The following is a 25081-nucleotide window of genomic DNA, read 5'->3' as shown; positions in this document are numbered from 1 at the left end:
TCAAGGGGATGCGGTTTCTAGTGCTTTCGGGGCTTTCTGGAGCGGGCAAGACCACGGCCAAGGGATACCTTGAGGACCTGGGCTACTTCATGGTGGACAACCTCCCCCCAAGCCTGTGGGAAGCCCTCTTGCAGGAACTGGCCCGAAGAGGGGTGGAGCGGGCCGGGGTGGTGCTGGACGCCCGGGCCTTGGCCTTCCTCGGGGACCTGGAAAGGGTCCTGGACCAGCTCAAGCCCACCGTGGTCTACCTCGAGGCCCGCCCCGAGGTCCTCCTGCGCCGCTACAACCTGACCCGGAGGGTCCACCCCCTGGGGGCGGGAAACCTCATGCGGGAGATCGGGGAGGAACGCCGCATCCTGGGTCCTTTACGGGCCAGGGCCCACCTGGTCCTGGATACCTCGGAGCTTTCCCCAAGGGCCCTCAAGGACGCCCTGGTGCGTTTTCTTGGGGAGGAGGCAGGCTTTCTTTTGCGCCTCATCTCCTTTGGCTTCAAGTGGGGCCCGCCCCAGGAGGCGGATCTGGTCCTAGACGTGCGCCCCCTACCCAACCCCCACTACGACCCCGCCCTCAAGCCCAAGACGGGGCTTGACCCGGAGGTGCAGGCCTATGTGTTCCGGGAAGAGTACGAGCCCTACTACCGGGCCCTGCTGGCGGTGGTGGGGTTGGCGGCAGAGGGGGCCCAGAAGGAAGGCAGGGCCTTTTACACCGTGGCCGTGGGCTGCACCGGGGGAAGGCACCGGAGCGTGGCCGTGGCCGAGCGGCTTGCCGAAGAGCTCTCCAGCCGGTTCCGGGTGGAGGTGAGCCACCGGGATGTGGACAAGGAGGAATAAGCCCCTGGGCTTTTACCGGGTAGCCAAAGGGCTTGCCCGGCGTTTTCCCCCGCTTCGCTGGCTCCACCCAGGGATGCGGGTCAAGCGCTACGCCGCTTTGGCAGGCCTAGGGGTGGGTCTCATGGCCTACGGGCTCGCCCGCTTCCTCCCTCCCCCACCCCCGGAGCCCTGGGCTCTGGGCCTCGTCCTCTTGGGCCTCGCCCTCTTGGTGGGAGGGGTAAGGAGCATGAACCGGAGCATGCTCTCCGCCTTCACCGAGCCCGAGGCGGTGCCGGAAAGGGTCTACGTGCGCAGGAGGCTGGAGCAAGGCCCCAAGGTGGTGGCCTTTGGCGGCGGGACCGGGCTCTCCCGTGTGCTTAGGGGCCTAAAGGAGCACACGGCCAACACCACCGCCATCGTGGCCGTGACCGACGACGGGGGCTCCACAGGCCGGCTCCGGCTAGCTTTCGGCCTGCCGGCGGTGGGGGATCTGGTGGACTGCCTGGCGGCGCTTTCCGACCACCCCGCCCTTCCCAAGCTCCTGCACTACCGCTTCCAGGAAGGAGAATTTAAGGGCCACACCTTCGGCAACCTCTTCCTCTTGACCCTGAACCAGGAAGCCAGGGATTTCGCCCAGGCCATCCTCGAGGCCAACGCCATCCTGCAGCTTAGGGGCCAGGTCTTTCCCGCCACCCCCGAGGCCGTGCGGCTTAAAGCCCGCTTCCGCGATGGCTCGGAGGTGGTGGGCGAGGTGGCCATCCGGGAAAAAAGGGGGCGGATCCAGGAGGTCTTCCTGGAACCCGAACCCCAGCGGGTCATGGAGGAAGCCCTTAGAGCCATCCGCCAAGCGGACCTCCTGGTTCTGGGCCCGGGAAGCCTCTACACCAGCGTCATCCCCAGCTTCCTGCCCAAGCCCCTCCTGGAGGCCATGGCCAAGGCCAGGGCTCCCCTGGTCTACGTGGTGAACCTCATGACCGAGCCGGGGGAAACCGATGGCTACACCGCTTACGACCATTACAAGGCCATCGCCTACCATCTCGGCAGGAGGCCCGAGGTGGTCCTGGTGCACACCGCCCCCATCCCGGAGGAAGTCCAAAGGCGGTATGCGGCAGAAGGGCGTTTTCCCGTGGCCTTTGACCCGAGGCCCTTCGCCGCGGATGGGGTGAGGGTGATCGCCGGGGATTTCCGGGAGGAGGGCCCCTTGGCCCAGCACGACCCGGAAAAGGTGGTGAGGGCCCTCGTGGCCCTGGTATAAAGATGGGCATGCTGTTTCTCTTCCAGGACCCCGTGGGCGACGATCAGGGCCTGGCCTACCTCTATCCCCGGGCAGCCCTGTTCCAGGAGGCGGGGGAGGGCTATGCCGACCTCCTGGCCCTGGCAGGGGAAGAACGGGAAGGGAGGCTGGTCCTGAAGGTGCGCCTGAGCCGCTACCCGAATCCCCTCGGGGGCCCCTTGGGCTTCAGCCTGGCCACGGTGGCCCTCTGGTTGGACACCGGGGAAGGAGGGGAGGAAGCCTTGCTTCCTGGGCTTTCCACCCCTCCTGGCCAAGGCTGGGAGGTGGCCTATATCCTCACGGGATTTGGCGGGGAAAAGCGCACCCCCACCGGGGAAAGGACGCCCGCGAGGGTGTGGCGGGAAGGGGAATGGGTGGTGGTGGACACCGGGATTTCCCCCGGGCCTTACGGCTACTACGGGGCCGTGGGCCTCTTCGACCCCTTCGCTTCCTGGTACCTGCGCCCCACAGGCCCGGAAGGAGGCCCCTGGACCCTGGGGGCCCCCCCGGGAAGCCCCCCGGTGGTGGACCTTTTGGCGGAGGCACCCTTGGACCAGGTAAAGGCCTACCAAACCGGCATCCTGAAGCCCTTAAGGCCCAAGGGATTCGCCCTCAAAAGGGAAAGCCTCCTGGCCTTTGCCCTGGGCGGGGCCTCCCTCCTCCTGGCCTTCCTCCTCCGCAAGCCCTAGAGGGGACGCAAATCCTCCAGAAGAAGCCACCCCACCTCCTTGGGAAGCCCCTCCAGCATCCCCCGAAGGATGGGGGCCAGGGTTTCCGTCAGGGGCTTCAAGGCCTCGGGAGGTTCCTCGGTGAGGAGAAGAAGGGTAACCTGGTAAAAACGCTGGGTGTGGGTGGGGGTACCGTCCTCAAAGAAGGGCGCGGGGGGCGGCACCTCGTCCAGGAGAAGCCTGGCTCCCTCCACCTCCTGGGGAAGCAGGGTTTTCAGGTCCAAGGCAAGCTCCCTGGGGTACCAAAGGTAGCCCTGGAACAGGCGCACCGCTTGCACCCGTCTAGTTTAGAACCTCCCACACCTCCTCGCCATAACGGTAAACCCGAGGAAGCCTCCGGGAAAGGTGCACCGCTACCTCGTAAGGGATGGTCCCCCGGGCCTCGGCCCAGGCGCAAAGCCCCGTGGGGCCGAAATCCGGGGAGAGCACTTCCAAGACCGCCTCCAGGGACAAAGGCCCCGGGGAAAGAACCGTGGTCTGGTCCATGGAGATACGGCCCGCCACCGGGTAAAGGTCTCCTTCGGGACCCTTCACGAAGCGCACCGCCCCCCGGGGAAGACCGTCGGCATAACCCACGGGCAAGGTCAAGAGCCACTCCCCACCCCGGGCCACGTACTCCCCTCCGTAGCCCACCCGATCCCCCGGCCCCAGCTGCTTCACCAGGGTGGGCCGGGCGAGAAGGCGGAGGATGGGCTTTAGGCTGAAACCCGGGATGAGGCCATAGAGGGCAAGACCCACCCGCACGTTCTCCCCCCCGTGCAGCAGAAGCCCGTAGGAGTTTTCCAGGTGGTAGAAGTAGCCTTCCCCCAAAGCCTCCCGCACCCTTTGGAAGCGGCTTCTCTGCACCTCCACGAAAGCCTCGTCCTCCCCGGCGGTGGCCAGGTGGGTGTAGACTCCCTCCACCCTTATCCCCAAGGCCTCCACCGCCAGGAGGGCATCCTTGGCCTTCTCCCAGGGAAAGCCCACCCGGTTCATCCCCGTGTCCACCTTGAGGTGGGCCCTGGGGGTTAGGCCCAGGGCCCGGGCCCTACCCGCCAGGGCCTGGGCTGCCTCGAGGGTGGAGAGGGTGGGCAGCAGGTTAAGGCGCAATACCTCCTCCGCCTCCAGGGGATGGAGGCTTCCCAACAGGAGGATCTCCCCATCCACCCCGCCTTCCCGCAGGGTCCTTCCCTCGCTCACCGTGGCCACCGCCACCCACCTGGCCCCCTTTTGGAAGAGGAACCGGGCCAGGGGTAAGGCTCCATGCCCATAGGCCTCGGCCTTGAGGACCGGGATGACCTCTCCCCTGGCCTTGGCCTTAAGGAGGAGCCAGTTGGCCTCGAGGGCCTTAAGGTCCACCTCTATCCAGGCGCGGGCCTCAAGGTACGAGCTTCGCCCGTGACCGGGGTGCGCTGTGGCGTGACCCATGCTAATCCTCCAAAAGCCCCACAAAGCGGTGGGGATCGGGGTCCAGCTTAAAGCGACGGCGGTCCAGGTGGGAAAGAAGCTCCCTAAGCCGCTCCGTGCTTCCCTTCAGGAGAAGGTGGAAGACGTACATCCCCTTCACCCTGGGCACCGGGGCAGGGGCCGGACCCAGCACCTCCCCTTCCCGGGCCACACCCTTCAAGGCGGAAAGGAGGCCATAGGCCTCCTCGAGGGCCCGCTCCTCCTTGCGGTGGGCCACCTCCAGCTTCACCATCCGCACCTTGGGAGGGTAATCCAGGGCCTCCCGCAGGGCTTTTTCCCTCCAGGGAAAGACCTCCACGCTTCCCTCCAAAAGCGCCTGGTGGACAGGGTGGTCGGGCGTGTAGGTCTGCAGGACCAGAAGGGGCCTTCTCCCCGGCCTCAGCTCGGTGAGGGCCCAAAGCAGGCGATGGTACCGCTCGGCGGCGCGGAAATCGGAATCGTAGAGGAAGCCATCGGCATAGGGCAGGAGGACCAAGGCCAGCTCGGGAAGCACCGGGCCCCGGAGGAACGCGGTGGTGCCCACCACCACCCCCGGCTCTCCTTTGAGCAAGGGGCCCAGGTCGTCCTTCCCCTCTTTGGAGTAGCGGTACACGGGTAGGGAAAGGCGCTCCTTTAGTTCCTCCTGCAGCCATTCCAGCCCTGGTCCCTTGGGCTCGAGGAGGGGGGAACCGCACTCCGGGCATAGGACCGGGGGAGGCTCGCGGTGGCCGCACTGGTGGCAGACCAGCTCCCCCCTGCCCCCCTTGTGGTAGCGCAAGGGAAGGGCGCAGTTGGGGCAGGTGGGCTTGTACCCGCAGTCGGCGCAGAGGAGGAGGGCGCTATAGCCCAAGCGGGGAGAAAGGACCAGGGCCTGCCGCCCCTTCTCCTCCACCTGCCTCAAAAGGGCCCAGGCCCTTCCCACCAGGGGATACCCCTTCTCCTTCCTCAAGTCCAACAGGAGAACCCTTGGCTTGGGTACAGGGAAGGCCAGGCCGGGCTTTTCCAAGACCTCCACCGCGGGCACCAGGGAAAGGTAGGTGAGGGGCACTCCCAGAAGCCTCGCCCTGAGCTCCGCCAGGGGAGGCACAAAGGCGCGAGTCCCCGAGGGAAGTTTGTAGCTTTCGCTTCCCTCTTCCACCACCACCAGGGAATCCGGGGTGAAGGGGAGGAGAAGCCCGCCATAGGTGGCGAAAATCAAGCCCCCAGGCTGCCGAAAAAGGGCCTCCCGCGCCTCCCGGGAAAGGCCCCCATGGTACGGCCTGGCCTGGGGGAAGTGGCGGAGGAAGCGTTCCAAAAGGCTTACCTCGGGAAAGAGCACCAGGTGGCTTCCCTTGGCCACCAGGCCCGCCAGGAAACGCATCCTCTCCCCAAGCCTCCCCCCGTTGAGCCTTTCGGGCCTTTCCGGAAGGAAGAGGGGCTTTAGGGGCTCGCCCGCAGGGGAAGGCTCCCTAGGAGTCCCGTAGCCGATATACCCCTCGGCGAGAAGCCTCTTCACCCGGCCCACCCCTACCCCAGCAGCCCGGGCCAAGGCTGCCAAACTCTCCGCTTGGCCCAGGGTCCAAAGGACCTGCAAAACGGCGTCCAGAAGAGGGTCAGGATGCCGCTTCTCCAGGGGGACAAGAACCTTTCTCCCCTCCTTAAAGGCCACCTCCTCCTGCAAGACCCCTGCCTCCCGCAGGTAATCCAAAAGCTTGGGGTCAAATCCCTTAGCCTCCTGCCAGGTGACAAGGCCCTCCAACCCCTTGGGCAAAAGGGCTGGGTCCGCCCCCGGGTAGAGGCGCACCCGGTGCCTTAGTTCGGGAAAAGGGGGCAGGAAATCGGCAAGCACCTGGCCCAAGGGAGCAAAGAGGTAGCGGGCGGCTTCCTCCAGAAACAGGATCTCCTCCGGGCGCAAATAGGGCCTCGAGTCTAGATAGGCGATGGCGTGCCGCAAGGCATGGCTCGGCCTGCCTCCTTCCCCCACCACCACCCCCACCCGCACCTCCCCTCGCCAAGGCACCGCTATCCGTTTCCCCAAGGCTTCTTCCCCATCTACTTCCTCCTGGCCCAGGGGAGGCAGGTAGGTCATAGGGGGAAGGGGCAGGGGTAAGGCCACCTGAAGAAGGCGCATGCTGCCCATAGGATAAGGGGGATGCGGTGGGCGGTGGTGCTCTCTGGGGTAGCCCTTTACAGCGCCCTCTACGCGGTGGTGCCCCTGCTTCCCCTTTTGGAAAAGCTCTTCGCTGCCCCTCCGGGGGCTGCGGGTCCAGGCATGGGCCTGCCCCTTTTGCTTCTGGTGCTCCTTTCCCCCTGGGTACCCCGCCTGGGCCTGCCGGCAGGCACCCTGTTGGGCGGGGGCCTTCTTTTGGTGGGCCTAGGGGGGGTGCTCGGGGCCTTTAGTCCAAGCCTTCTCCTCTGGACCCTTTGCCGCATCCTCCAGGGGGTTGGGGCTGCCCTCGTACCCACCTTGGCCATCGCCCTCATTCCCCTTCTCTTCCCCCAAAAGGCCTGGGAGATGGCCGGGGTATACATGGCGGGGAATGTTCTAGGCGGGGGCATGGGCCGGGTGCTGGCAGGGCTTTTGGCGGAAATCGTCGGGGTGAGGGAGGCCCTCTTCCTCCTCTCCCTACCCGCTTTTCTCCTGGGTCTTCTCCTCATCCGGGCTCCTGCAGGGCTTCCCACCCTGGGTAGGCCGCAATACGACCTTTCCGCCTTTCCCTTGTACCTGGCGGGTTCCATCCTCCTTTTCCTGAACCTCTTCCTGGCCAACCTCCTCCCCTACCGCCTTCTGGAGCTGGGCTTCCGCCCAGGCGAGGTGGGGCTCGTGTACCTGGCCTACCTCTTCGGCATCCCGGGAAGCGCCCTTTCGGGGCTTCTGGCCCGCCGGTTCGGGGCGGTGGCCACCTTTCGCCTGGCCTTCTCCCTGGTCCTCCTCGCCCTGGGGCTGTTGCTCCTCCCACCCCCAGGCCTGGTTCTGGGATTCGTGCTCCTGATGGCCGCCCTCTTCACCGCTCAAAGCCTGGCCTCAGGAGCTGCAGGAAGAAGGGGAGCGGGGGTAAGCGGCACCTACGTGGCCGCCTTCTACCTGGGGGGCACCCTGGCAGGGCTTCTTTATCCCTTCTTCCTCCATAGCTTCCCCCTGGCGGTGGCGGTGGGCATGGCCCTGGCCCTTCTGGCCCTCTTCCTGGCCCCCGTCAGGTAGGCTCTTTTGTCCCAGAATCCTCCACCCGCGCTACCATAACCCCATGGAACTCCACGCCGCCGATCAGTACCTGGTGGCCCCTGGGGAGGCCGGGCTTCTTTCCGTCTACGAAAGGCTTTCCGGCACCCGGCTCTATCCCCCTTTCCCCCCTGTGGAGCTCCCTGGAGGGGTGGGGGGGCTTTTGGAACGGGGGGGCTTTGGCCAAACCTTCTTCTTTCCGGCGGAGGTCCTGGGCCTGACCTTTAAGACCCCCAAGGGAAGGGTGGTGCGGGCCGGGGGGGTGGTGGTGAAGAACGTGCAGGGTTACGACCTGGTGCGGCCCTTTGTGGGGAGTTTTGGCCTGTTAGGAAAGGCCCTCGAGGTGGTCTTTCGCCTGAGGCCGGGGCAGGCCTCCGTCTTTCTAAAGAGGCCCTTCACCGGAGAATTTCCCGAGCTTACCCCCCATCCCCGCTTCCTCTTTGCCCTCCTGGAGGGAGGGAGGTGGTGGCTTTACGCCTTTCACTTCGGCCACGAGAAGGAGGTGGCCCGCTTCCAAGAGGCCTTCGGCGGGGAGGAGGCCGGACCCCTGGACCTGCGGCCCCTCTTCCCCCAGGGGATGGGGGTGGGGGAGGGTCCTCTCAGGGACCTTCGCTTCTCCTGGACGGATGGGGGCAGGGCCCCGGAGCCACCAGAGATCTTCCGGAAACTCGCAGAAGCTTTATAATCTTTCACAATCGAGATGCCCTTAGACGGGGAGGTCCTCATGCCTATACCTGATTACCAAACTTTGATGAAGCCCCTACTGCTAAAGCTTGCGGATGGGCAAATCCACTCCATGACGAACCTCATTCAAAAACTAGCTGACGAGTTTAAGCTTACAGAGGAAGAGCGCGCGGCTAGAATTGCAAGCGGTAGGCGAACCGTGTTTGAAAACCGGGTGTGGTGGGCACGAACCTATTTGAAAAAGGCCGGGCTAATACAGAGCCCCGAACGGGGTCGGGTAAGCATCACCGAGCGTGGTAAGGAAGTTCTTAGAGAAAATCCCGACCGAATAGACAACGATTATCTCATGCGGTTTCCAGAATTTAAAGATTTCAGGAAAAGGACGAAGGTTGATCCCGTTGATCCCCCAGAAGAGCAAATAGATAGAGCTCTTGAACAGCTCCGCTCCGCGGTAACAGGGGAGTTACTGGAAAGGATAAGGAACTTATCCCCCAGCGCCTTCGAAAGGCTCGTTTTGGATCTGCTGCTAAAAATGGGCTATGGTGGCCCCCAGTTGGAAGCGGGTGAACTAACCGGGGGTAGTGGCGACGAAGGCATCGATGGAGTTATTCGCCAAGATCCCCTGGGGCTGGACACCATTTACCTGCAGGCAAAGCGCTGGTCCCAGAGTGTGGGTCGGCCAGAGATCCAGAAGTTTGTCGGCGCCTTGGCGGGGAAGAAGGCAAAAAAGGGGGTTTTTCTTACCACGTCAGAGTTCACCAAGGATGCCCGCGATTATGCAAAGGGGCTCAGTGAAAAGGTTGTGTTGCTAGATGGTAGAGACTTAGCCCAGCTTATGTACGAATATGGGCTCGGGGTTTCCGTAGTCCGTACCTTGGAGATCAAGCGGGTGGACACGGACTATTTCTCCGACCTGTCTGGTGAAGGAGAGTAGGGGAACCGGCGCTTTCATCTCCTTGCCCCACCCTCCCCACGCCCTGGACGAGGCAAGGTATTCTCTTAAAGATGCAGGAGCTCGAGCAAGAAGCCCTAGCCGCCATCCGAGAAGCCCGGGACCTCGAGGCCTTAAAAACCCTGAAGGCCCGCTACCTGGGCAAAAAGGGCCTCCTCACCCAGGAGATGAAGGCCCTTGCCAGCCTTCCCCTCGAGGAAAGGAAAGCGAAGGGCCAGGCCCTAAACGCCCTCAAGGAGGCCATCGAACGGGCCCTGGAGGAGCGGGAAAAAGCCCTGGTGGAAGAGGAGCTGAGAAGGACCCTGGAAAGGGAGCGCCAAGATGTTTCCCTACCAGGGGTGCAGGTTTTCACGGGGGGACTCCACCCCATCACCCTCATGGAGCGGGAGCTGGTGGAGATCTTCCGCTCCCTGGGCTACCAGGCGGTGGAAGGCCCCGAGGTGGAAAGCGAGTTCTTCAACTTTGACGCCCTGAACATCCCCGAGCACCACCCGGCCCGGGACATGTGGGACACCTTCTGGCTGGAAGGGGAGGAGCATAGCCTTCCTGGCCCCTTGGGAGAAGAGGTGAGGGGAAGGCTCCTTCTTCGCACCCACACCTCCCCCATGCAGGTGCGCTACATGGTGGCTCACACCCCTCCCTTCCGCATCGTGGTGCCGGGGCGGGTTTTCCGCTTTGAGCAGACGGACGCCACCCACGAGGCGGTCTTCCACCAGCTGGAAGGCCTGGTGGTGGGGGAAGGGATCACCATGGCCCATCTGAAGGGAGCCATCTACGAGCTGGCCCAGGCCCTTTACGGCCCCGAGTCCCGGGTGCGCTTCCAGCCCGTGTACTTTCCCTTCGTGGAACCCGGGGCCCAGTTCGCCATCTGGTGGCCCGAGGGAAGGAAATGGCTGGAGCTGGGAGGGGCCGGGATGGTCCACCCCAAGGTCTTCCAGGCGGTGGACGAGTACCGAAAAGCCCTGGGCCTTCCCCCCGCTTACCAGGGGGTCACAGGCTTCGCCTTTGGGCTCGGAATCGAACGCCTGGCCATGCTCCGCTACAACATCCCCGACATCCGCTACTTCTTCGGGGGAAGGCTTAAGTTCCTGGAGCAGTTCCGGGGGATTCTATGAGGGTGCCTTTCTCCTGGCTAAAAAGCTACGTGCCCGAGTTGGAAAGCCCCGAGGTCCTGGAGGAGCGGCTCGCCGGTCTCGGCTTTGAGACCGACCGCATGGAAAGGATCTTCCAGATACCCGGCGGCGTGGTCTTCGCCCGGGTCCTCGAGGCCCACCCCATCCCCGGCACCGGCCTGAAACGCCTGGTTCTGGATGCAGGAAAGGTGGTGGAGGTGGTCTCGGGAGCGGGAAACGCCCGGGCGGGAATCGGGGTGGCCCTGGCCCTTCCCGGCACGGAGGTAAGAGGCCTAGCCATCGGGGAAAGAACCATCCAGGGGGTGGTCTCCCACGGCATGGCCCTATCGCCTAAGGAACTCGGGGTAGGGGAATACGGCGGTGGGCTTCTGGAGTTCCCTCCCGATACCCTTCCTCCCGGCACCCCCCTGGCCGAGGCCTGGCCGGAGGAGGAGGTGCTGGACATAGAGGTCACCCCCAACCGCCCGGATGCCCTGGGGATCCTGGGCTTGGCCTTTGACCTTCACGCCTTGGGCTACAGCCTGGTCCTGCCCGAAGTGCGGCTGGAAACGGAGAAGGTACCCCTACCCTTTAGCCTCCGGGTGGAAGATCCTCACGGGGCCCCTCACTTCACCCTTTCCTACGCCTTTGGCCTCCAGGTGGGGCCGAGCCCTCTTTGGCTCCAACGCATCCTTTTCGCCTGCGGGATGAGGCCCATAAGCAACGTGGTGGACATCACCAACTACGTGATGCTGGAACGGGCCCAGCCCATGCACGCCTTTGACCTCCGCTTCGTGGGGGAGGGTATCCTGGTGCGCCGGGCCAAACCCGGGGAAAAGCTCGTCACCCTGGATGGCGTGGAAAGGGAACTCCACCCGGAGGACCTGGTGATCGCGGGTTACCGGGGAGAGGAAAGTTTCCCCATCGGCCTCGCCGGGGTCATGGGGGGCGCCGAAAGCGAGGTGAAGGAGGACACTCGGGCCATCGTTCTCGAGGTGGCCCAGTTTGACCCCGTTTCCATCCGCAAAACCGCCAGGCGGCATGGCCTCCGCACCGAAGCCAGCTACCGCTTCGAGCGAGGGGTGGACCCCTTGGGCCAGGTACCCGCAGCCCAAAGGGCCCTAAGCCTCCTCCAGACCCTGGCAGGGGCCCGGGTGGCGGAGACCATCCTGGAGGAAGGAACTCCCCAGGCACCCAAGCCCATTCCCTTCCGCCCTGCGTACGCCAACCAGCTCCTCGGCACCCAGTACCCGGAGGAGGTACAGCTTGCCATCCTAAGGCGCCTGGGCTGCCGGGTAGAGGGGGAAGGTCCCTATCGGATCACACCCCCTAGCCGCCGCCTGGACCTCGAGCTGGAAGAGGACCTGGTGGAGGAAATCGCCCGAATCCAGGGCTACGAAAGCATTCCCCTGGACCTTCCTGCCTTCTTCCCCGCCCCCGACAACCGGGGAGTGGAGAAGCCCTACCAAAGGGAGCGCCGCCTGCGGGAACTCCTTTCGGGCCTTGGCTTCCAGGAGGTTTACACCTATAGCTTCATGGACCCCGAGGAGGCTTCCCTCTTCCGCCTGCCCCCGCCCCCCTGGCGCCTCAAAAATCCCTTGAGTCCCGAAAAGGCTGCCCTGAGGACCCACCTCTTCCCCGGCCTCCTCAGGCTCCTCAAGGAAAACCTGGCCCTGGACCGCCCGGAAAGAGCTCTTCTCTTTGAGGTGGGCAGGGTTTTCGGGCGAGAGGGGGCTTGGGTGAGGGAGGAAACCCATCTGGCAGGCCTCCTCTTCGGGGAAGGCCTGGGGCTTCCCCATGGAAAGAAGCTTTCCGGCTACCCCCTCCTCAAGGGGCTTCTGGAGGCCTTTTTGAACCGGCTGGGCCTGGACCTGAGGGTGGAGGCCCATCCCTACCCCTTCCTCCATCCCGGCGTTTCGGGAAAGGTGCGGGTGGCCGGGGAGGAAAAGGGATTCCTGGGCCAGGTGCACCCGGAGATCCTCAAGGCCCTCGAGCTTCCCCCGGTCTATATCTTTGAGCTTCACCTCCCCCTTCCCGAAAAACCCTTCCGCTTCCAAGACCCCTCCCGCTACCCCTTAGCCCTCAGGGACCTGGCGGTGGTGGTTCCCGAGGCCACGCCCTACGGGGAGGTGGAGGCCCTCCTTCGCCAGGCAGCGGGACCCTACCTGGAAAGCCTACGGCTATTTGACCTCTACCAGGGCCCACCCCTTAGGGTTGGGGAGAAGAGCCTGGCCTTCCACCTGCGCTTCCGCCACCCCGAGCGCACCCTCAAGGACGAGGAGGTGGAGGAGGCCATGGCCCGCCTCCTGACGGCTTTAAGAAGCCGGGGCTGGGATATCCGGGGCTAGGCGGTAAACTAGGGCCATGCTTACCTGGGTGGACCTCTTGGCCCTGCTAGGCCTGGCCGTGGCCCTGGCCTGGGGCTACCGGAACGGCCTCCAGGGGGCCTTCGCCGGGCTTGGGGTGGTGCTCTACCTCCTCCTGGCCCAGGTGGGGTTTGCCGGCCCCTGGTGGGGTCTTGGCCTCGGGCTTCTCCTGGGGCTTCTGGCCAAAAGCCTCCCCCTTCCCTCCCTTTCCCAGGGCCTCGAGGTCCTCCTGGGCTCCCTGGGAGGGTTCCTTTTGGGCCTCTTCGTGGCCCTGGCCATCTGGACCGGCTATCCCTGGGAAAAAACCGCCGCCGGGAGCCTCCGCTACCCCTCCCTGAACCTTCCCACCCCGGTCTACGACGGGGTGAGCCAGAGCCCCTTCACCCGGGAAGCCTTCCGCCTGGCCTGGACCTCCCCATGGCTCAGGCGGGCCCTCGGCCTAGATCGGCCGTAAGGCTATCTAGGTCAGCCGCAAGGCTATCTAGAGGGCCAGAATCCGCGACAGGGCCAGAAGGGAGCGGTTGATGTCCTTCTTACGCTCCACCGCCTCCTTGAGGGGGGTGAGCTCCACCTCCCCCTCCACCTCCCCCACCATGACCCCGCTGGTCCCCCCAGCCAGGGCCTCCACCGCTGCCGCCCCTAGGCGGCTTGCCAGGATGCGGTCCTTGGCCGTGGGGCTCCCGCCCCGCTGGATGTGGCCCAGGACCGTGACCCGGGCCTCCACCGGCACGTGCTCCCTTATGGCGGCAAGAAGCCCCGCCGCCCCTCCGGGATAGGCCCCTTCCGCCACCACCACGATGGAGCTGGACTTGCCCCGGCGCAGGGATTCCAGAAGCCCCTCGGCGATGGCCCTGGGGTCCACGGGTTCCTCGGGCACGGCGATCACCTCGGCCCCCCCAGCCAGCCCCACATCCAGGGCGATGAACCCGGAGTCCCGCCCCATGACCTCGATGAAGAAGACCCGCTCGTGGCTGGCTGCGGTGTCCCGGATGCGGTCTATGGCCTCGAGGGCCGTGTTCACCGCGGTGTCAAAGCCAATGGTGTAATCGGTGCCGTAAAGGTCGTTGTCGATGGTGCCGGGCACCCCCACCACGGGGACCTTATGCTCCTCCAAAAGCCGCATGGCCCCGCGAAAGGTACCGTCCCCTCCGATGGCCACCAGGCCCTCGATGCCCGCCGCTTTGAGCTTCTCCGCCGCCTTGGCCCGGCCCTCTTCCGTGAGGAACTCCTGGCTTCTTGCGGTGAGGAGGACGGTTCCCCCCCGCTGAAGGATGTTGGCCACATCCCGCACCCCCAAGGGCACCATCTCCCCCAGGATCATGCCCGCATAGCCCCGGCGGATGCCGATCACCTCGAGGCCCAAGGCATAGGCCTGGCGCACCACCGCCCTGATGGCCGCATTCATCCCCGGGGCGTCGCCGCCGGAAGTAAACACCCCTATGCGCTTCATTCTCCCTCCTCAAAGGGCTTCTTCTCCCCTTCCAAAGCCAGGCGATAGGCCTCGTTCCTGGGAACCCCCCTCTGCAGAAGGGCCCGGAAAAGGGCCTTACCCTTAAGGCCCTGGGCTTTTAGCTCCTCCAAGACCCGCTTGGCCTCCACAGGTGGCGCCTCCTTAGGCCCCAGCACCAAAACGAACTCACCCCTCGGATTTTTAAAGTGCCTCCAGGCCTCTTCCAGGGTCCCCCGGAAGATCTCCTCGTGCACCTTGCTGATCTCCCGGGCCACGGCCACGGGATGCCCGGGGCCGTAGACCCCCATGAGGTCCTCCAGGGTTTTTTGCAGGCGATGGGGGCTTTCGTACAGCACCGCGGTCCTCCCTTCCCGGGCCAGGGCCCAAAGCCGTTCCTTGCGCTCCTTGCCCCCCTTGGGCAGAAACCCCTCAAAGGTGAAGCGGTGGGTGGGCAGGCCCGAGGCCACCAGGGCGGGGATGAGGGCGGTGGGACCCGGAAGCGCTTCCACCCGCCAGCCCCATTCTAACGCCAGCCGCACCAGCTCCGCCCCGGGATCGGAGATGCCCGGGGTGCCGGCGTCAGTGGCGTAGGCCACGTAAGCGTAAGGGGCAAGGAGTTCCCTGGCCCTTCCCATCGTGTGTTGGTCCAAGCGCAGGGTAGGAGTAGAGATGCCGTAGTGGCGGAGGAGAAGCCCGGTACGCCGGGTGTCCTCACAGGCCACCACCTCCACCTCCTTGAGCACCCTCAGGGCCCTTAGGGTGATGTCCTCCAGGTTGCCGATGGGGGTGGGTACCAGTACCAGGCGCACCTTAAAGAAGCACGGGCCTCAGAAGCTCTTGGACCTCGTGGAAAGTGAACTGGTATACCGAGCCCGAGGGCAGGGTGAACTCCAAAAGATCCGGGCTCCCCGGAAAGAGGATGCGGCGCAGGGCCATGGGGCCCTGGTCGGTTTCCACATGGGCCGTCAGGTAGTCGGGCTCCAGATTGGGTTCGTCCTCGGCCTCCTTGGGGGGTTCCTCCCCCACTCCCTCATCCAAGCGGCGAAGGGCTTCCAAGAGATCGGCCTTAAGAGCCCGCACCTCCTCTTCCAAAGTGCCGTCGGAAAAAACCAGAACCGCCTCCTCCCCTTCCCCATAGGCGGTGATTCCCCAAAGGGCCTCCCCTTCCTCCTCGGGGGGAGCCTCCACCAGCTCCAGGGTGCCGTCGGAAATCAGGCGTAAAATCGCCCCGCAGGCCTCGCAGTCCACCAGGTCCCCCGCCTTGTACCCCTCCAGCTCCAGGGTTTCCCCGCACGCCGGGCAAACCATAAGCCTCCTCCAACCCCATTGTAAGCCGCTTAAAAAGGGCCTGGCCCCTCGGCTAGGCCCTTCCGGTTTTCCCCAGGGACCGGCCTCAACGGGCCCCGTAGCGGGCGATGCAGGCCCTCACCTCCTCCAAGGCCGCCTGCCGGTCGCGCCAGCCCGTCACCTTCACCCACTTGCCTTTCTTGGCCTCGAGGGCCTTGTAGGTTTCAAAGAAGTGCTGGATCTCCTGCTTAATCCCCTCAGGCACATCAGCGATATCCCGGATGTGGTCCAGGCGCTGGTCCTCCGCCACCACCCCGATGATCTTAGCGTCCCCGCCCTTTTCGTCCTCCATGAGGAGGAGGCCTACCACCCGCACCTCCACCACCACCCCGGGCAAAAGGGGGTAGGTGGAGAGAACGATGCCATCCAGGGGATCCCCATCCTCGGCCAGGGTCGAGGGAATGAACCCGTAGTCCCCGGGATAGAACTGGGCCCCGGGGAGAACCCGGTCCAGCTTGATAACCCCAAGATCTGGATCGTACTCGTACTTGTTGCCGGAACCCCTGGGCACCTCGATGACCATGTGCACCACTTCGGGGGCACCCTTACCCACAGGAAGGCTCTTCAGGTTCGCCATAGCCCCCCCATTATACGAGGACCCCCGGGAAATCGGTGACCAGGGCATCCACCCCCCAGGCGGCCAATTCCTGGGCTTGCTGGCGGCGGTTCACCGTCCAGGCCAGTACCCGGTAGCGGCCCCTTAGCTCCCTCACCTTGGCCTCGGTGAGCAGAGAGGCCTCGGGATGCACCCACTCCACCCCCAGGCAGGGGGCCAGGGCCTCCGCCTCCTCGTGCTGGTAAAGAAGGCCCAGGGGACCCACCCCAAGCCGTCTAAGGCGCACCAGGGCCAAGGGATCGAAGGAGCTCACCCAGATCCTATCCGAGGGATAGCGGGCCAGGAGCCTGGCCAAGGCCTCCTCCCGGCCGTCGGTTTCCGGGGGAAGGCTTTTCAGCTCCACGTTGATCCAGGCCCCGGGGAAGGTCCTCAGCACTTCCTCGAGGGTGGGCACATAAGCCGGGAGTTCCCTAGAGGAAACCCCGTTAATAGGGATGCCCCCCAGGGTAAAGTCATGGTGCACCACCAGCACCCCATCCCGGGTGAGGTGCACGTCCAGCTCAAACCCATCCAGTCCAGCCTCCAAAGCCTGGCGGAAAGCCTCCAGAGTATTTTCCACATAGGCCTGGGCCTCGCCTTCCACCAGGCGAGGGGCGCCGCGGTGTCCCAAGCGCAAGGGCACGAGGGGGAGTATACAATGGGGCCATGGGTAAGTATGAAGCGGCGTTTTCCCGCCTGGGCGAGGAAGCCTTGGCCAAGCTGGAAGGGCCGGGTGGATTTCTGGCCATCACCGAAACCCATCTCGTCTTTGTGGACGACGCCGGGGTAAAGCGTATGGAGCTGGCCAGGATCCGCCGGGTAGGCAAGGGAGAAGCCGGTACCCTCCTGGTACAAGGGGAGGGGGATTCCCTGGTCCTCCCCCTGAAGGCCTTCCCCTTGGAGGAGCTTAAGGCTTTTCTGGAAGGGTTGAAACCCCACGTGGCCCGGGCCCGCAAGGCCACCTCGGTTCCAGCCCCCGCCCCCAAGACCCCCCTGACCCAGGAAACCCCTCCCCCACCCCCTCCTCCCGAGCCCCCCAAAACCCCGGTGTGGGAGGAGGAACCCCCTCCCAAACGGAACTCGGTGGAGCTAGCTCCGGAGCCGGAACCCCCTTCTCCGGCTCCCATACCCAAGGCCCAGGGAGGGAGAAACCCTTTGGCCCTCCCCTTGAAGGTCCTCTCCCTCCTCACCCTGGCCTACACCGTGGCCTTCGTGGCCCTGAACCCAGGGGCAGATCCTTGGGTGCTGGCCGGGGTTCTCCTAGGCGGGCTTGGTTTGGCCTTGACGGAGTGGTTTTCCTCTACCTCCTCGCGGTAGCCCTCCTGGGTCTTTTCAACCTTTGGCCCAAGCTGGCCCCCAAACCCCAACCGGTGCGGGTGGAAGTCCTGGCGGAGGCCAGCTTCGAGCCCCCAGCCCCCGAACCCATCAGCTTGAACCAAGCCACCCTCGAGGAACTCATGACCCTCCCTGGGGTCGGCCCCGTGCTGGCCCAGAGGATCGTGGAGGGAAGACCCTACACCCGGGTGGAGGACCTCCTGAGGGTCAAGGGCATCGGCCCCGCCACCCTGGAACGGCTCAGGCCCTATGTCCGGCCCTAGGGCAGTCTTCCCCAAGCCTCTCCTCTCCACCTGGGGTCCAGGGGTGGGCCTGGGTCTAGGCGGGCTCCTGGGAGCCTGGGGACTTTTCCATCCCTGGGTCCTTCTCCTAGCGCCCTTCCTCCTCCCCCTCCTCCGACTTCCCTTGGCCTTTGGGCTCGTTCTGGTCCTCCTCCGGGGCCTCCTCTTCCCCGTACCGGAACCCCCTTACGGCACCCGCCTCGAGGGTGTCTTCACCCTCCACCAAGGCACGATCCTCTGGCAGGGACACAGGCTTTGGGTGCAGCACTACCCGGGCCTGGAGGATGGCCGCTACCGGCTGCGGGGGTACCTGGCTCCACCCCAGGGCAAGCGCAACCCCGGGGGCTTTGACCAGCGCACCTGGCTCCTCTCCCGGGGGATAAGGGGGGTGTTTCACGTGGAACGGGCGGAACCCCTGGCTCCGCTTCCCGATCCTCGGGCTCCCTTCCGTGCCCGCCTGGCGCAGGGGCTCTCGCCCCCTGCCCTCGAGGTACTGGAGGGGCTGGTCCTGGGGGACAAAAGGGAACTCGAGGACACCTACGCCCAGTTCCAAAAGGCAGGGATCGCCCATCTCCTGGCCCTCTCGGGCCTCCACGTGGGCTTTCTGGTGGCAAGCCTGGTTTTCCTTCTCACCCCTTTGGGCCGATGGCGCTACCTCCTGGCCCTCCTCGCTCTACCCTTTTACCTCTGGCTGGCGGGGCCAAGCCCCTCCTTGGTGCGGGCCAGCCTCATGGCCGGGTTATCCCTCCTGGGCCTCTTCCTCGGCCTTGGAGCCGCCGGGGTGCTCCAGGCCCTGGGCCTCGCCCTCTTTCTCCAGCTCCTGTGGTGGCCCGCAAGCCTGCTAAGCCTTTCCCTCCAGCTCTCCTACCTGGCGGTTGCGGGGATCGCCCTCCTCCTGCCCGCCCTTCCCCGACCCCAGGGGGCACGGGGGTACCTAACAGGAGCCCTTCTCACCAGCCTGGCAGCCCAGGTCCCCCTGGTTCCCCTTCTCCTTGACCGCTTCGGCTTCCTACCCCTCCTCTCCCCCCTCAGCAACCTCCTGGCCCTGCCCCTGGCCTCCCTCCTGGTACCCCTGGGATTCCTCAAGCTCTTCCTTGGGGGTCTTCTGGCACCCCTTCTGGAACCTTTGGCCAGGGCCCTCCTTCTCCTGGCTCAGGCCGCAAGCCGTGGCCCACTCTTAAGCTGGGGGGAAATCTCCCCTTTGGGCTTCGCCCTCTACTACCTTGGGCTTTTCCCCTTGGCCCTGGCCCTGCACCGGCTTCTCCCCTGGCGGAAAGCCCTCCTCCTTGCCAGCCTTCCCCTTCTGGTCAGCCTCCTCGCCTCCTGGCCCAAGCCCCTGGACCTCTTTGCCCTGGACGTGGGCCAGGGGGATGCCCTGCTGGCCCGGCTGGGTGGGGCCGAGGTGCTGGTGGACGGGGGCCGGCCCGAGCAAGGGGAAAAGGTGGTGCGGGCCCTAAGGGCCCTGGGGGTGGAGGCCCTCGAGGTCCTGGTGGCCACCCACCCCGATGCCGACCATCACGGAGGCCTCCTTAAGGTGGCCGAGGAGGTTCCCATCGGCCTCGCTCTCCTCTCCCCCGCCTTCCCAAAGGAGCACCCCCTGGTCCAGGCCCTGCAAAGCCGGAAGGTGCCCATCCTCTTCCCCGGAACCGGTACCCGGCTTCGCGTGGGAAAAGGGAGCCTCGAGGTCCTCTGGCCCCCTGGCCCGCAAGCAGACGACAACCAAAGCGGCCTGGTCCTCCTCCTGGACTTCGCCGGGCCCAAGGCCCTCCTCCTGGCCGATGTACCCGCGGAGGTGGAGAAAAGGCTAAGCCCCCCACGGGTGGCCGTGGTTAAGGTGAGCCACCACGGCTCCCGCACGAGCACGGAAGCCGGTCTCCTGGAACGCGCCCGGCCCCAGGTGGCCTTAATAGGCGTGGGAAGGAACCCCCATGGCCACCCCTACCCCGAGGTCTTGAAGCGCCTGGCCCACCATGGGGTAAAGGTCTACCGCACCGACCAAAACGGCGCGGTGCGGGTCCTTTTTGGCTACGCCTGGTAACCCAGCCGCTCTAAAAGGGCCTCTAGCTCCTCCAGGGAGCGGTAGTGGATGACCACCTTCCCCCTCCTTCCCCCCACCACCCGCACCGGCAGGCCCAGGTGCCGAGAGAGCTCCAGGGAAAGGGGGGAGGGTTCCTGGGTTTTGCGCTCCCGTTCCCGCACCAAACGCTCCCGTAAGGCCTCCGCCTGGCGCACGGAAAGCCCTTTTTCCAGGATCTCCCTCAGGCCCCAAAGCCGGTCCTCAGGCTCCAGCATCAAAAGGGCCCGGGCGTGGCCCGCGCTGATGAGCCCCCGTTCCAAGGCCTCCAAAACCTCTGCGGGAAGCTGCAAAAGCCTCAGGGCGTTGGCCACCGTGGAGCGGGCCTTACCCACCCGCTTGGCCACCTCCTCCTGGGTGAGGCCCAAACCCAACAGGGCCTGGTAACCCCGGGCTTCCTCCAACGGGGTGAGGTCCTCCCGCTGCAGGTTCTCCACCAGGGCCACCTCCATGGCCTCCTGGTCCGTGAGATCGCGGATGATGGCGGGAACCTCCTTTAGGCCCGCCATCTCCGCGGCCCTAAGGCGCCTCTCCCCGGCCACCAGTTCGTACCCCTCCCCCTTGGGACGAACCACCAGGGGTTGAAGCAGGCCTTTCTCCCGGATGGAAGCGGCAAGTTCCTCCAAACCCTCCTGGGAGAACCTTCGGCGGGGCTGGTGGGGGTTGGGCCGGATGGCGGACAAGGGAAGCCGGACCACCCCTCCGCCGCCCTTGGGCAGGAGGGCCTCGAGGCCTCTCCCTAAACCGCTAGCCTTCTTGGACACGGGCGATCACCTCCTCGGCCAGACGGCGGTAGGCGTGGGCCCCCGGCGAGGTGGGGGCATGCTGGGCGATGGTCCTGCCAAAGCTCGGGGCCTCCGCCAGCCGCACGTTCCGGGGTACCACCGTCCAGAACACCTTCTCCCCGAAGTGGGCCCGAAGTTGGGCCTCCACCTGCTGGGACAAAAGGGTCCGGCCGTCGTACATGGTGATGAGGATGCCGAGAAGCCTAAGGCGCGGGTTCAGCCGGGCGCGCACCTCGTCCAGGGTGGAGAGCAACCCCGCCACTCCCTCCAAGGCGTAGTACTCTGCCTGCACCGGGACCACCACCCCGTGCGCCGCCGCCAGGGCGCTTAGGGTTAGGGGGGTGAGGCTGGGAGGCACGTCCAAAAGGGTGATATCGTACCCCTCGTCCTGTAAGGCCTCCCCCAGGGCCAGGGGTCTTTCCAGGAGCTCCACCGTGGCCCCCACCAGCTCCGGGGTGGAAGGCAACAAATAGAAACCGTCCACGGGTTGCACCAAGGCCTCCAGGGGCTCCCCCTGCAACACTTGGTACACCCCCCGCTCGGGCCGGAGCCCAAGGCCGCTGGTGGCGTTCATCTGGGGGTCCAGGTCCACCAAGAGCACCTTCTTCCCCATGCGGGCCAGGTAGGCGGCCAGGTTGATGGCGGTGGTGGTCTTGCCCACCCCCCCTTTCTGGTTCACCAGGGCGATCCGCCGCAACACCTTGGACCCTAGCATAAAGGATTTTTCCCGGGCACCCCCGGCCGCCGGGGATACTTGGCTGGGGTAGAGGCCTCCTTGGCCACCACCACCAGGTTCCGCTCCTCCTGGACCACGGGAAGGACCAAGGTATGGACGGTAACCGAGCCACCTCCCAGGAGGGCTAGGGCCTTGGGCAAGGGGGTCACCTCCTCCGTCACCCTCGGACCCTTCTGGGCCACCATACGCCCCCCCAGGGCCACAAAGGGCAGGCCCAGTTCCACCAAGACGCAAAGGGGAGCCACCGCCCGAGCCACCACCCGGTGGTAGGCCTCCCGGTGCTCGGGAAGGTGGGCCAGCTCCTCCGCCCGACCCCAGAGGGGGTAGGCGCCCTTCAGCCCAAGGGCCTCCACCGCATGGGCCACAAAGGCCACCTTCTTCTTGGTAGCGTCCAGGAGGGTGACCTCCAGCTCAGGGCGCACGATCTTCAGGGGAAGCCCGGGAAACCCCGCCCCCGTGCCCAGGTCCAGCACCCGCCATGCTCCTTGGAAGAGGGGCAAGGTGAGGAGGGTGAGGGAGTCCAGGAAATGCTTGACCACCACCTCCTCCTCTGTGCGCAAGGCCGTGAGGTTGGTGCGCAGATTAGCCTCCATGAGGAGGTCGTACAGGCGGGAGAAAGCCGAAAGGTGCGCCTCCAGGTCTAGCCCCAAGGCCCTTCCACCCTCCAGAAGAAGCCGAACGCCCTTTGGGCTTAGACCCACCCCCACCCCCAATGTTTCACGGGAAACATTCCCCTTACCGGGAAAGCACCCTAAGGTGCACCAACAGGGCCGTGAGATCTGAGTCCCGTATCCCGGGGATCCGGGCAGCCTCCGCCACGGTGCGGGGTCTCACCCGGGAAAGCTTTTCCACGGCCTCCCGGGAAAGGCCCGGGACCCGGGGGAACTCCAAACCCTCGGGTATGCGAAAGGCCTCCAGGTCCCTCAGCTTTTCCCGCAGCCGTTCCTGCCGCTCTATGTACCCCGCGTACTTGGCCCGCACCTCCACCTGGTAGGCCTCCTCGGGGCTCAAGGGGACGGGTGGGGGAAAGCGTTCCGCCAAGGTCCTGTAGGTGTTTTCCGGACGCCTCAGCCACACCAGGCCGCTCACCCCATCCACCCGCAGAGCCTCGAGGCGCCTTAGCTCCGCCTCCACCCGGCGGTACTTTTCCCTCACCGCTTCCAGGTCCTCCCTGGGCCTAAGGCCCCACTCCACCGCCAAGGGCACCAGGCGCTCGTCCGCATTGTCCGCCCGGCAGAGGAGGCGGAGCTCCACCCGTGAGGTCATCATCCGATAGGGCTCGTCCGTGCCCCGGCCCACCAGGTCGTCCACCATCACCCCAATGTAGCCGCTTTCCCGGGGGAGGTGCACCTCTGAGAGGCCCAGGGCGTACCGAGCAGCGTTCAGCCCCGCCAGGAGGCCCTGGGCCGCAGCCTCCTCGTACCCCGAGGTGCCGTTCACCTGCCCAGCAGCGAACAACCCAGGGAGGAAGCGGGACTGGAGCCCCCGGGTGAGCTCCGTGGGGTCCAGGCTGTCGTACTCCACCGCGTAAGCGTAGCGTTGGATCACCGCCCGACCAAACCCCGGCAGGCTTCTCACCATCTCCTCCTGGAGCTCCGGCGGCAGGCTTGAAGAGAACCCCTGCAGGTACACCTCGCTGGTGGCGAGCCCGTCCGGCTCCACGAAGAGGAGGTGGCTCTCCTTATCGGCAAAACGCACCACCTTGTCCTCGATGGAGGGGCAGTAGCGGGGGCCGATGCCCACGATATCCCCCGCATAAAGGGGAGACAGGTGCAGGTTTTCCAAGATCAGGCGGTGGGTGCGGGGCGTGGTCCGGGTCTGCCAGGTGGGAAGCTTGGCCGCATGGGGTCCGGGGCTTCCCGTGAAGCTTCCCGGGGGTACCTCCGGGGGCACCACCAAGAGCTCGGAAAACTCCACGGAATCCGCCCGGATCCTGGGCGGGGTCCCCGTCTTGAACCGGCGCAGGGTGTGGCCGACGGCCTCGAGGCTCCGGGAAAGGAACCGGGCCGGCGGCTCCCCCTGCCGCCCCGCTGGCCGGGAACGCCTTCCGTACCAGACCACCCCGCCCAGGAAGGTTCCCCCCGCCACCACCACCGCCTTAGCGGGAATCCCCCGCCCATCCACGGTGCGCACCCCAAGAAGCCTTCCCCCCTCCACCCAGAGGCTCGCCACCTCTCCCCGGATCACCTCGATGGGCCTTTCCTCCAGAATCTCCCGCGCCTTCAAGGCATAGAGATCCCGGTCCACCTGGACCCTCAGGCTTTGCACCGCCGGTCCCTTGGAGCGGTTGAGCACCCGGGTGTGGATGGCGGTGGCGTCCGCCGCCCGGCCCATAAGCCCCCCCAAGGCGGTGAGCTCCGCCACCAGCTGGCTTTTGCCGGGTCCGCCCACCGCCGGGTTGCAGGGCATCATGCCTATGCGCTCGGGGTTGATGGTGACCAGGGCCACCCGCACCCCGAGGGCCGCAGCCGCCCAGGCCGCCTCCAGCCCTGCATGCCCACCTCCCACCACCACCACGTCGTAGCGCATCCCACCCTCCACTTTACCCAAGGCCTTGACGTAGAATGTTCCTCCGGAAACGCGGGGGGTAGCCTTGACCCACGAGGCCATCTGGCAACACATCCTGGAACACATCCGCCGCAACATCACCGAGGTGGAGTTCCACACCTGGTTTGAGCGCATCCGCCCGCTGGGCATCCAGGATGGGGTACTCCAGCTGGCGGTGCCTACCTCCTTCGCCCTGGACTGGATCAAGCGCCACTACGCCGAGCTTATCCAGGAAGCTCTAAGCCTCCTGGGGGCCCAGCCTCCCCGGTTCGAGCTCAGGGTGGTCCCCAGCGTGGCCGTTCAGGAGGACATATTTCACACCCCTACCCCTCCCCAAGCCAATAAGCCCAACCTCAACCCCAAGTACACCTTTGAAAACTTCGTGGTAGGGCCCAATAACTCTATGGCCCACGCAGCAGCAGTGGCGGTGGCCGAGTCCCCGGGGCGGGCCTATAATCCCCTTTTCATCTACGGGGGCGTGGGCCTGGGCAAGACCCACCTCATGCATGCCGTGGGACACTCCGTGGCCAAGCGTTTCCCTCACCTTAAGATCGAGTACGTATCCACGGAAACCTTCACCAACGAGCTCATCAACGCCATCCGCGAGGACCGCATGACGGAGTTCCGCGAGCGGTACCGCTCCGTGGACCTCCTCTTGGTGGACGACATCCAGTTCATCGCCGGCAAGGAGCGCACCCAGGAGGAGTTCTTCCACACCTTCAACGCCCTCTACGAGGCCCACAAACAGATCATCCTCTCCTCCGATCGGCCCCCCAAGGATATCCTGACCCTCGAGGCCCGCTTAAGAAGCCGGTTCGAATGGGGCCTCATCACCGACATCCAGCCCCCTGACCTGGAAACCCGTATTGCCATCCTCAAGATGAACGCCGAGCAACGGGGCTTGAAGATCAGCGAGGAGGTGTTGGAGTACATAGCCCGGCAGGTGACTTCCAACATCCGCGAGTTGGAAGGCGCCCTGATGCGCACCATTGCCTATGCTTCCTTAAACGGGGTGGAACTCACCCGCGCCGTGGCCGCCAAGGCGCTTTCCGACATCTTCGCCTCCAAGGAAGTGGAGGTGGATCCCTACGAAATCGTGCGCAAGGTGGCGGAGTACTTCGCCCTGCGACCGGAGGATCTGGTGGGAGGGGGTCGGCGCAAGGAGGTAGTTCTGCCTCGACAAATCGCCATGTTCTTGGTACGGGAGCTCACCCGCTCCTCCCTCCCAGAGATCGGCCAACTCTTCGGGGGGCGGGACCACACCACCGTCCTCTACGCCATCCAAAAGGTTCAGGAGCTCTCGGAAAGCGACCGCGAGGTGCAGAAGCTGCTCCGCAGCCTGAAAGAGGCCCTGACATGACCCCTGTGGATAACCTGTGGATA

The 25081-nt window shown here is 65.4% G+C and carries 25 protein-coding genes; 13 read left to right on the top strand and 12 right to left on the bottom strand.

Annotated features, from left to right (window positions below; translation table 11 throughout):
- Positions 1 to 8 precede the first annotated feature (8 nt).
- From rapZ to G584_RS0105240, 3 genes are read left to right on the top strand one after another with little or no spacing between them, the layout of a single operon-like run.
- Positions 9 to 830, top strand: a complete 822-nt coding sequence (gene rapZ, locus G584_RS0105250; protein ID WP_028493676.1) for an RNase adapter RapZ — start codon at positions 9 to 11, stop codon at positions 828 to 830.
- Positions 811 to 2064 carry a gluconeogenesis factor YvcK family protein gene (locus tag G584_RS0105245; protein ID WP_028493675.1) on the top strand — a complete coding sequence of 418 codons (1254 nt, stop codon included), beginning with the start codon at positions 811 to 813 and terminating at the stop codon, positions 2062 to 2064. Before rapZ ends, G584_RS0105245 begins: the two co-directional genes overlap by 20 nt.
- A gap of 8 nt (positions 2065 to 2072) precedes the next feature.
- Positions 2073 to 2771 carry a glucodextranase DOMON-like domain-containing protein gene (locus G584_RS0105240; protein WP_028493674.1) on the top strand — a complete coding sequence of 233 codons (699 nt, stop codon included), beginning with the start codon at positions 2073 to 2075 and terminating at the stop codon, positions 2769 to 2771.
- Here G584_RS0105240 and G584_RS0105235 read toward each other — a convergent pair.
- Genes G584_RS0105235 through G584_RS0105225 form a run of 3 tightly spaced genes read right to left on the bottom strand, consistent with a single transcriptional unit; the run spans position 2768 to position 6345 of the window.
- Positions 2768 to 3088 (bottom strand): DUF3208 domain-containing protein, encoded by a 321-nt coding sequence (locus G584_RS0105235; protein ID WP_028493673.1) that lies wholly within the window; start codon positions 3086 to 3088, stop codon positions 2768 to 2770. The two genes, G584_RS0105240 and G584_RS0105235, sit on opposite strands and share 4 nt — an antisense overlap.
- Positions 3089 to 3092: 4 nt before the next feature.
- A complete protein-coding gene (gene alr, locus G584_RS0105230) occupies positions 3093 to 4217 on the bottom strand; it encodes an alanine racemase (RefSeq protein ID WP_028493672.1) in 1125 nt (374 codons plus the stop codon).
- Between the two features lies 1 nt (position 4218).
- The gene (locus tag G584_RS0105225) at positions 4219 to 6345 is read right to left on the bottom strand and encodes a primosomal protein N' family DNA-binding protein (protein ID WP_028493671.1); all 2127 of its coding nucleotides are present in this window, start codon (positions 6343 to 6345) and stop codon (positions 4219 to 4221) included.
- Between the two features lie 21 nt (positions 6346 to 6366).
- Here G584_RS0105225 and G584_RS0105220 point away from each other — a divergent pair, with 21 nt between their 5' ends.
- The 6 genes from G584_RS0105220 (at position 6367) to G584_RS0105195 (ending at position 13002) form a co-directional block, all read left to right on the top strand.
- A complete protein-coding gene (locus G584_RS0105220; protein ID WP_028493670.1) occupies positions 6367 to 7416 on the top strand; it encodes an MFS transporter in 1050 nt (349 codons plus the stop codon).
- 43 nt (positions 7417 to 7459) lie between these two features.
- Positions 7460 to 8119 (top strand): DUF5639 domain-containing protein, encoded by a 660-nt coding sequence (locus G584_RS0105215; protein ID WP_028493669.1) that lies wholly within the window; start codon positions 7460 to 7462, stop codon positions 8117 to 8119.
- A 15-nt stretch (positions 8120 to 8134) separates the two neighbouring features.
- Positions 8135 to 9052 carry a restriction endonuclease gene (locus tag G584_RS0105210; protein ID WP_211218399.1) on the top strand — a complete coding sequence of 306 codons (918 nt, stop codon included), beginning with the start codon at positions 8135 to 8137 and terminating at the stop codon, positions 9050 to 9052.
- A 71-nt stretch (positions 9053 to 9123) separates the two neighbouring features.
- On the top strand, positions 9124 to 10185 hold the full coding sequence (gene pheS / locus G584_RS0105205; RefSeq protein ID WP_028493667.1) for a phenylalanine--tRNA ligase subunit alpha: 1062 nt from the start codon (positions 9124 to 9126) through the stop codon (positions 10183 to 10185).
- Positions 10182 to 12530: a phenylalanine--tRNA ligase subunit beta gene (pheT, locus tag G584_RS0105200; RefSeq protein WP_028493666.1), complete on the top strand. Its 2349-nt coding sequence runs from the start codon at positions 10182 to 10184 to the stop codon at positions 12528 to 12530. Before pheS ends, pheT begins: the two co-directional genes overlap by 4 nt.
- 16 nt (positions 12531 to 12546) lie before the next feature.
- Positions 12547 to 13002 carry a hypothetical protein gene (locus tag G584_RS0105195; protein WP_028493665.1) on the top strand — a complete coding sequence of 152 codons (456 nt, stop codon included), beginning with the start codon at positions 12547 to 12549 and terminating at the stop codon, positions 13000 to 13002.
- A 27-nt stretch (positions 13003 to 13029) separates the two neighbouring features.
- On the opposite strand, the gene pfkA is transcribed toward G584_RS0105195, so the two are convergent.
- The 5 genes from pfkA to G584_RS0105170 all read right to left on the bottom strand — a co-directional run bounded on the left by pfkA (position 13030) and on the right by G584_RS0105170 (position 16583).
- On the bottom strand, positions 13030 to 13998 hold the full coding sequence (pfkA, locus tag G584_RS0105190) for a 6-phosphofructokinase (protein ID WP_028493664.1): 969 nt from the start codon (positions 13996 to 13998) through the stop codon (positions 13030 to 13032).
- The gene (gene rsmI / locus G584_RS0105185; protein WP_028493663.1) at positions 13995 to 14807 is read right to left on the bottom strand and encodes a 16S rRNA (cytidine(1402)-2'-O)-methyltransferase; all 813 of its coding nucleotides are present in this window, start codon (positions 14805 to 14807) and stop codon (positions 13995 to 13997) included. Before rsmI ends, pfkA begins: the two co-directional genes overlap by 4 nt.
- A 1-nt stretch (position 14808) precedes the next feature.
- Positions 14809 to 15306, bottom strand: a complete 498-nt coding sequence (locus tag G584_RS0105180) for a hypothetical protein (protein WP_028493662.1) — start codon at positions 15304 to 15306, stop codon at positions 14809 to 14811.
- 85 nt (positions 15307 to 15391) lie between these two features.
- On the bottom strand, positions 15392 to 15922 hold the full coding sequence (locus G584_RS0105175; RefSeq protein ID WP_028493661.1) for an inorganic diphosphatase: 531 nt from the start codon (positions 15920 to 15922) through the stop codon (positions 15392 to 15394).
- Between the two features lie 10 nt (positions 15923 to 15932).
- A complete protein-coding gene (locus G584_RS0105170) occupies positions 15933 to 16583 on the bottom strand; it encodes a glycerophosphodiester phosphodiesterase (protein WP_028493660.1) in 651 nt (216 codons plus the stop codon).
- A 23-nt stretch (positions 16584 to 16606) separates the two neighbouring features.
- Here G584_RS0105170 and G584_RS0105165 point away from each other — a divergent pair, with 23 nt between their 5' ends.
- From G584_RS0105165 to G584_RS0105155, 3 genes are read left to right on the top strand one after another with little or no spacing between them, the layout of a single operon-like run.
- A complete protein-coding gene (locus tag G584_RS0105165) occupies positions 16607 to 17257 on the top strand; it encodes a YcxB family protein (protein ID WP_028493659.1) in 651 nt (216 codons plus the stop codon).
- Positions 17230 to 17538 carry a ComEA family DNA-binding protein gene (locus G584_RS0105160; RefSeq protein ID WP_028493658.1) on the top strand — a complete coding sequence of 103 codons (309 nt, stop codon included), beginning with the start codon at positions 17230 to 17232 and terminating at the stop codon, positions 17536 to 17538. Before G584_RS0105165 ends, G584_RS0105160 begins: the two co-directional genes overlap by 28 nt.
- The gene (locus G584_RS0105155) at positions 17525 to 19594 is read left to right on the top strand and encodes a DNA internalization-related competence protein ComEC/Rec2 (protein WP_038050738.1); all 2070 of its coding nucleotides are present in this window, start codon (positions 17525 to 17527) and stop codon (positions 19592 to 19594) included. The genes G584_RS0105160 and G584_RS0105155 overlap by 14 nt, the downstream gene beginning before the upstream one ends.
- Here the strand turns inward: G584_RS0105155 and G584_RS0105150 are convergent.
- Genes G584_RS0105150 through mnmG form a run of 4 tightly spaced genes read right to left on the bottom strand, consistent with a single transcriptional unit; the run spans position 19582 to position 23761 of the window.
- Complete coding sequence (locus G584_RS0105150; protein ID WP_028493656.1) at positions 19582 to 20394, bottom strand: ParB/RepB/Spo0J family partition protein; 813 nt, start codon at positions 20392 to 20394, stop codon at positions 19582 to 19584. The genes G584_RS0105155 and G584_RS0105150 overlap by 13 nt on opposite strands.
- Positions 20378 to 21130 carry a chromosome-partitioning ATPase Soj gene (gene soj, locus G584_RS0105145; protein WP_028493655.1) on the bottom strand — a complete coding sequence of 251 codons (753 nt, stop codon included), beginning with the start codon at positions 21128 to 21130 and terminating at the stop codon, positions 20378 to 20380. Before soj ends, G584_RS0105150 begins: the two co-directional genes overlap by 17 nt.
- Entirely contained in the window at positions 21124 to 21852 is a 729-nt protein-coding gene (rsmG, locus tag G584_RS0105140) for a 16S rRNA (guanine(527)-N(7))-methyltransferase RsmG (protein WP_028493654.1), read from the bottom strand. Before rsmG ends, soj begins: the two co-directional genes overlap by 7 nt.
- Before the next feature lie 34 nt (positions 21853 to 21886).
- Entirely contained in the window at positions 21887 to 23761 is a 1875-nt protein-coding gene (mnmG, locus tag G584_RS0105135) for a tRNA uridine-5-carboxymethylaminomethyl(34) synthesis enzyme MnmG (RefSeq protein ID WP_276324491.1), read from the bottom strand.
- On the opposite strand from mnmG, the gene dnaA reads away from it, so the two are divergent.
- Positions 23745 to 25058: a chromosomal replication initiator protein DnaA gene (gene dnaA, locus G584_RS0105130; RefSeq protein WP_028493652.1), complete on the top strand. Its 1314-nt coding sequence runs from the start codon at positions 23745 to 23747 to the stop codon at positions 25056 to 25058. The genes mnmG and dnaA overlap by 17 nt on opposite strands.
- The last annotated feature ends 23 nt before the right edge of the window (positions 25059 to 25081 follow it).

Source organism: Thermus antranikianii DSM 12462, assembly GCF_000423905.1.
Taxonomy (GTDB): Bacteria; Deinococcota; Deinococci; order Deinococcales; family Thermaceae; genus Thermus; species Thermus antranikianii.
This window is presented reverse-complemented; position numbering and strand designations above follow the sequence as displayed.

What these genes read in the sequence shown, in the direction of transcription:
- G584_RS0105195 (WP_028493665.1), top strand. Translation starts at nt 12,547, where the DNA reads ATGCTTACCTGGGTGGACCTCTTGGCCCTGCTAGGCCTGGCCGTGGCC.
- G584_RS0105220 (WP_028493670.1), top strand. Translation starts at nt 6,367, where the DNA reads ATGCGGTGGGCGGTGGTGCTCTCTGGGGTAGCCCTTTACAGCGCCCTC.
- G584_RS0105215 (WP_028493669.1), top strand. Translation starts at nt 7,460, where the DNA reads ATGGAACTCCACGCCGCCGATCAGTACCTGGTGGCCCCTGGGGAGGCC.
- alr (WP_028493672.1), bottom strand. Translation starts at nt 4,217, where the DNA reads ATGGGTCACGCCACAGCGCACCCCGGTCACGGGCGAAGCTCGTACCTT.
- pheT (WP_028493666.1), top strand. Translation starts at nt 10,182, where the DNA reads ATGAGGGTGCCTTTCTCCTGGCTAAAAAGCTACGTGCCCGAGTTGGAA.
- G584_RS0105225 (WP_028493671.1), bottom strand. Translation starts at nt 6,345, where the DNA reads ATGCGCCTTCTTCAGGTGGCCTTACCCCTGCCCCTTCCCCCTATGACC.
- G584_RS0105240 (WP_028493674.1), top strand. Translation starts at nt 2,073, where the DNA reads ATGCTGTTTCTCTTCCAGGACCCCGTGGGCGACGATCAGGGCCTGGCC.
- G584_RS0105180 (WP_028493662.1), bottom strand. Translation starts at nt 15,306, where the DNA reads ATGGTTTGCCCGGCGTGCGGGGAAACCCTGGAGCTGGAGGGGTACAAG.
- pfkA (WP_028493664.1), bottom strand. Translation starts at nt 13,998, where the DNA reads ATGAAGCGCATAGGGGTGTTTACTTCCGGCGGCGACGCCCCGGGGATG.
- G584_RS0105165 (WP_028493659.1), top strand. Translation starts at nt 16,607, where the DNA reads ATGGGTAAGTATGAAGCGGCGTTTTCCCGCCTGGGCGAGGAAGCCTTG.
- mnmG (WP_276324491.1), bottom strand. Translation starts at nt 23,761, where the DNA reads ATGGCCTCGTGGGTCAAGGCTACCCCCCGCGTTTCCGGAGGAACATTC.
- rapZ (WP_028493676.1), top strand. Translation starts at nt 9, where the DNA reads ATGCGGTTTCTAGTGCTTTCGGGGCTTTCTGGAGCGGGCAAGACCACG.
- soj (WP_028493655.1), bottom strand. Translation starts at nt 21,130, where the DNA reads ATGCTAGGGTCCAAGGTGTTGCGGCGGATCGCCCTGGTGAACCAGAAA.
- G584_RS0105245 (WP_028493675.1), top strand. Translation starts at nt 811, where the DNA reads ATGTGGACAAGGAGGAATAAGCCCCTGGGCTTTTACCGGGTAGCCAAA.
- G584_RS0105210 (WP_211218399.1), top strand. Translation starts at nt 8,135, where the DNA reads ATGCCCTTAGACGGGGAGGTCCTCATGCCTATACCTGATTACCAAACT.
- G584_RS0105155 (WP_038050738.1), top strand. Translation starts at nt 17,525, where the DNA reads ATGTCCGGCCCTAGGGCAGTCTTCCCCAAGCCTCTCCTCTCCACCTGG.
- G584_RS0105175 (WP_028493661.1), bottom strand. Translation starts at nt 15,922, where the DNA reads ATGGCGAACCTGAAGAGCCTTCCTGTGGGTAAGGGTGCCCCCGAAGTG.
- pheS (WP_028493667.1), top strand. Translation starts at nt 9,124, where the DNA reads ATGCAGGAGCTCGAGCAAGAAGCCCTAGCCGCCATCCGAGAAGCCCGG.